Raw genomic sequence first — 4,626 nt, forward strand, 5'->3', positions numbered from 1 at the left:
GAACACGCCGCGAATGCTGGCCTTGTTGGCCTCGATTTCCGCGACGCTGCGGATCGCGCGCGATTCATCCTTGCCGGATGGGTCGCCGACCATGGTCGTGCCGCCGCCCATCAGCGTGATCGGTTTGTTGCCGCTCTGCTGAAGCCAGTGGAGCATCATCATGGTCAGGTAGTTGCCGATGTGCAGCGAGGGTGCGGTGCAGTCGTAGCCGACATAAGCCGTCGCCTGGCCTTTCGCGGCCAGCGCATCAAGCCCCTCGATATCGGAGCACTGATGGATGAAGCCTCGTTCCTGAAGAATGTTGAGGAAATCGGACTTGAAGGCGGCCATGGCTATCTAACTCTGATCGTTTTCGTTCGATTCTGACGCAAGCGATTCCGGTGTATGATTGTCGGACACTGCCGCCTGACTCTGCTGTGTGCCATTATAAGAAGTGTCCGTTCGGTACAAGCCAGACCTAGCATGGCAGCCACCCGGGGGATCCGCACGATGATGATGGCGATCGGTCTGATGAGCGGCACCTCGCTGGACGGTGTCGATATCGCCTTGATCGAAACCGACGGCGAGCGAGTGGCCGCGTTCGGGCCGACCGGCTACCGCCCTTACACGGGCCACGAACGCGGCCTGTTGCGAGAGGCTCTGGCGGAGGCTGTCAATCTGACGCAGCGCGATGCACGGCCGGGCGTGATCGGCGAGGCCGAGCGCGCCGTGACCATGGCGCACGCCGAAGCCGTTGCTGCGTTCCTCGCGCAAAATCATATCGCGCGCGAAAACATCGAGATTGTCGGCTTCCATGGCCAGACCGTGCTGCATCGGCCGGCTCAGCGGCTGACGGTGCAGATCGGTGACGCGGAATCGTTGGCGAAAGCGATCCGCGTTCCGGTCATGCACGATTTTCGCGCGGCCGATGTGGCCGCCGGCGGGCAGGGCGCGCCGTTCGTGCCGGTCTATCATCGCGCGCTGGCGCAATCGCAGAGTCGCGAAGGAGCGGTCTGCGTGGTCAATATCGGCGGGGTCTCCAACATCACCTATATCGATGGCGCCGAAACCTTGATCGCCTGCGATACCGGCCCCGGCAATGCGCTGCTCGACGATTTCATGCTGCGCGTGACGGGCCAATCCTTTGACGGCGAGGGGCGGCTGGCGGCGCAGGGCCGTCCCGACGCGGACTGGATCGCGCATGCCTTGCAACACCCCTTCTTCGCGCAGTCGCCGCCGAAATCTCTCGACCGCAATGATTTCGCGTCGTTGTCGCTGCCCGACATGGCGCCCGCCGATGGCGCGGCAACGCTGACCGCTTTCACCGCGGCGGCGATCGCGCGGATCGTTCCGCTACTGCCGAAGCGGCCGGAAAGCTGGATCGTGGCCGGCGGGGGAGCCCGCAATCCGACCATGCTCGGAATGTTGAGGGAGAGGGTTGCGCCGGCTTCTGTCGAGTCGGCCGAGGCGCTGGGCTGGTCGGCCGACGCCATCGAGGCGCAGGCTTTCGCCTATCTCGCTGCGCGCGGCCTGCAAGGCTTGCCCCTGAGTTATCCCTCGACCACCGGCGTACCTATTCCGATGACCGGCGGAGTCATCGCCAAGCCGTGACCAAGCCTTGAGCCGCTTATTCGGCTGCGAACGGTCAGCGGATGTTGGCGAGCCTCATATCGAGATAGCCGGTCACCGTCTCCATCAGCGGCTCCATCTTGTCCTCGAAGAAATGGTTGGCGCCCGGAATGATGTGCTGGTCGATCACGATTCCCTTTTGGGTCTTCAGTTTTTCCACCAGCGTCGTGACATCCTTGGCGGGCGCGACGATATCCTTTTCGCCATGGACGATGAGGCCCGACGACGGGCATGGCGCGAGAAAGGAAAAATCATAGCGGTTGGGCTCCGGCGCGATCGAAATGAAGCCTTCGACTTCGGGCCGGCGCATCAGCAATTGCATGCCGATCCAGGCGCCGAAGGAAAAGCCGGCCACCCAGCAGGCGCGCGCTTCCGGATTGATGGTCTGCGCCCAGTCGAGCGCGGCAGCCGCGTCCGATAGTTCGCCGGTACCGTGGTCGAAGGAGCCCTGGCTGCGGCCGACGCCGCGAAAATTGAAACGCAGCACCGAAAAGCCCCGCGCCACGAAAGCGTAGTAGACCTGATAGACGATCGGGTGGTTCATGCTGCCGCGAAACTGCGGATGCGGATGCAGGACCATCGCGATCGGCGCATTTTTCTGCTTCGCCGGATGATAACGGCCTTCGAGACGGCCGGCGGGACCAGTAAAAATGACTTCAGGCATTAAGAATCCTTGGCAAATCGTCCGCGAATGCCGCCGCGTTCTAGCATAGAGCGAGGGGCGAAAAGCAAGCATCTTGCGCGGGTGTGTCGGCGCCAGTCAAAAATATTGTAGAGTCACAAGATGATGCAGGAGCGGACTTATCTCGACTGGAACGCCACCACGCCACTGCGCCGCGAGGCGCGCGAGGCGATGGCCGCCGCATGGGACGTTCTTGGTAACCCCTCGTCCATTCATGCAGAAGGAAGGCGCGCGCGCGGGCTGATGGAGAAGGCGCGCGCCGCGCTGGCTGTGGCTGTCGGCGCCGAACCCCGCAACGTGATCTTCACATCCGGCGGGACCGAAGCCAATGCGCTGGCTTTAAGCAATGGCCTTGAAAAAAATAAGCAAAATATTGATAGGCTTATCGTTTCTTCCATAGAACATGCCTCGGTGCTGACCGGCGGCCAGTTCGCGCCTGACCGGATCGCCCGCCTGCCGGTGCTGCGCTCGGGAGTAATTGACCTCGAAGCCTTACGAACGATGCTCGCGGGAAGACCGCCGGCCTTGGTGTCGGTCATGCTCGCCAACAATGAAACGGGCGCCATCCAACCGGTCGTCGAGGTGGCCGGTCTGGTCCACGAGGCGGGCGGGCTGCTGCACGTCGACGCGGCTCAGGCGCTTGGAAAAATAGAATTCAATATCAAAGAGTTGAATATCGATCTTCTATCCCTTTCCGCGCACAAGATTGGCGGCCCGGCGGGGGCGGGCGCATTGGTCCTTGCGGAGGATGTGATCGGTCTTCACCCCTTGATACGGGGCGGGGGTCAGGAGCGCGGTCGCCGCGCCGGCACGGAAAACGTGGCAGCCATTGCCGGCTTTGGAGCCGCGGTGAAGGCGGCGGTCGCGGTGAGGGCGAGCGACATGCCCCGGATCGAAAGCCTCCGCAACCGGCTCGAACAAGGCTTGAGGCAAAGCCAAGGCAGCGACCAAGGCGAATCCCAAGCTAGCGTTATTTTTTCGCATGATGTCGCGCGTCTGCCGAATACGACACTTTTCGGCGTTCCGGGGTTGAAAGCGGAGACTGCCGTAGTCAGATTCGACCTTGAGGGGATTGCTGTATCTTCAGGTTCTGCGTGTTCCTCGGGGAAGGTGCAACCCTCGCATGTATTGCAGGCGATGGGCTACGGTCCGGAACTGGTCAGAAGCGCGATACGATTTTCGCTGGGCTGGGAGACCAAGGACGCGGACGTCGATCAGGCTATTAAGGCTTGGCGAAAGCTCTCAGGTGCACTACTAAGGAAAGACGAAACAGTGCTTGAACGGTTCTAAGAGGATTTCTCGAGAACAGCAGGCGCTGAGACTTCAAATCCACCGTGGTCCTTGAAACCGCGAGCGGAGGTAGGAATGGCAGCCGTACAAGAGACGGTCGATCGGGTTCGCCAGATCGACGTCGATCAATACCGGTATGGATTCGAGACCATCATCGAGTCCGAGAAGGCTCCCAAGGGACTTTCCGAAGACACCATCCGGTTTATTTCCGAAAAGAAAAACGAACCGGCCTGGATGCTGGAGTGGCGGCTTGAAGCCTATCGCCGCTGGCTCACCATGCAGGAGCCGAACTGGGCGCGCGTCGACTATCCGAAGATCGACTACCAGGATCTTTATTATTATTCCGCGCCCAAGCCGAAGAAGGAGATCTCCTCGCTCGACGAGATCGATCCGGAAATCCTGAAGACCTATGAGAAGCTCGGCATTCCCTTGCGCGAGGTCGAGGCGCTGGAGGGCGTCGTTCGTCCCGAGGGCGAACGGAAAGTCGCGGTCGATGCCGTGTTCGACTCGGTGTCGGTGGCGACCACGTTCCAGGAAGAGCTGAAGAAGGCCGGCGTGATCTTCATGCCGATCTCGCATGCGATTCAGCAGCATCCCGAACTGGTGAAGAAGTATCTCGGCAGCGTCGTGCCGACCTCAGACAATTTCTTCGCGACGCTGAACTCCGCGGTGTTTTCCGACGGCTCGTTCGTCTACATCCCGCCGGGTGTGCGTTGCCCGATGGAATTGTCGACCTACTTCCGCATCAACGAGCGCAACACCGGCCAGTTCGAGCGCACGCTCATCATCGCCGACAAGGGCGCCTATGTCAGCTATCTTGAGGGCTGCACCGCTCCGCAGCGCGACGAGAACCAGTTGCACGCCGCGGTCGTCGAACTGGTCGCGCTCGACGACGCCGAGATCAAGTATTCGACGGTGCAGAACTGGTACCCCGGCAACTCCGAGGGCAAGGGCGGCATCTACAACTTCGTCACCAAGCGTGGCGACTGCCGCGGCGCCAATTCGAAGATCTCGTGGACCCAGGTCGAGACCGGCTCCGCCATCAC

4 protein-coding genes and 1 pseudogene are annotated in these 4,626 nt (G+C 61.4%); 3 read left to right on the forward strand and 2 right to left on the reverse strand.

What is annotated here, in order from left to right:
• Nucleotides 1-330, reverse strand: a pseudogene (locus BGO16_RS14760) (tyrosine--tRNA ligase); the annotation flags it as partial.
• A gap of 159 nt (nucleotides 331-489) precedes the next feature.
• Here BGO16_RS14760 and BGO16_RS14765 point away from each other — a divergent pair.
• Nucleotides 490-1,590 (forward strand): anhydro-N-acetylmuramic acid kinase, encoded by a 1,101-nt coding sequence (locus BGO16_RS14765; protein WP_292619603.1) that lies wholly within the window; start codon nucleotides 490-492, stop codon nucleotides 1,588-1,590.
• A 34-nt stretch (nucleotides 1,591-1,624) separates the two neighbouring features.
• Here the strand turns inward: BGO16_RS14765 and BGO16_RS14770 are convergent, their stop codons facing one another.
• Nucleotides 1,625-2,272 (reverse strand): alpha/beta hydrolase, encoded by a 648-nt coding sequence (locus tag BGO16_RS14770; protein ID WP_292619604.1) that lies wholly within the window; start codon nucleotides 2,270-2,272, stop codon nucleotides 1,625-1,627.
• A gap of 120 nt (nucleotides 2,273-2,392) precedes the next feature.
• On the opposite strand from BGO16_RS14770, the gene BGO16_RS14775 reads away from it, so the two are divergent.
• The gene (locus tag BGO16_RS14775) at nucleotides 2,393-3,580 is read left to right on the forward strand and encodes a cysteine desulfurase family protein (RefSeq protein WP_292619606.1); all 1,188 of its coding nucleotides are present in this window, start codon (nucleotides 2,393-2,395) and stop codon (nucleotides 3,578-3,580) included.
• Nucleotides 3,581-3,655: 75 nt separating this feature from the next.
• Nucleotides 3,656-4,626, forward strand: a 971-nt coding sequence (sufB, locus tag BGO16_RS14780; protein WP_292619607.1) for a Fe-S cluster assembly protein SufB, incomplete at its 3' end; no start/stop codon positions are given.

The sequence above is a fragment of the Nitrobacter sp. 62-23 genome, from assembly GCF_001897285.1.
GTDB lineage: Bacteria > Pseudomonadota > Alphaproteobacteria > Rhizobiales > Xanthobacteraceae > Nitrobacter.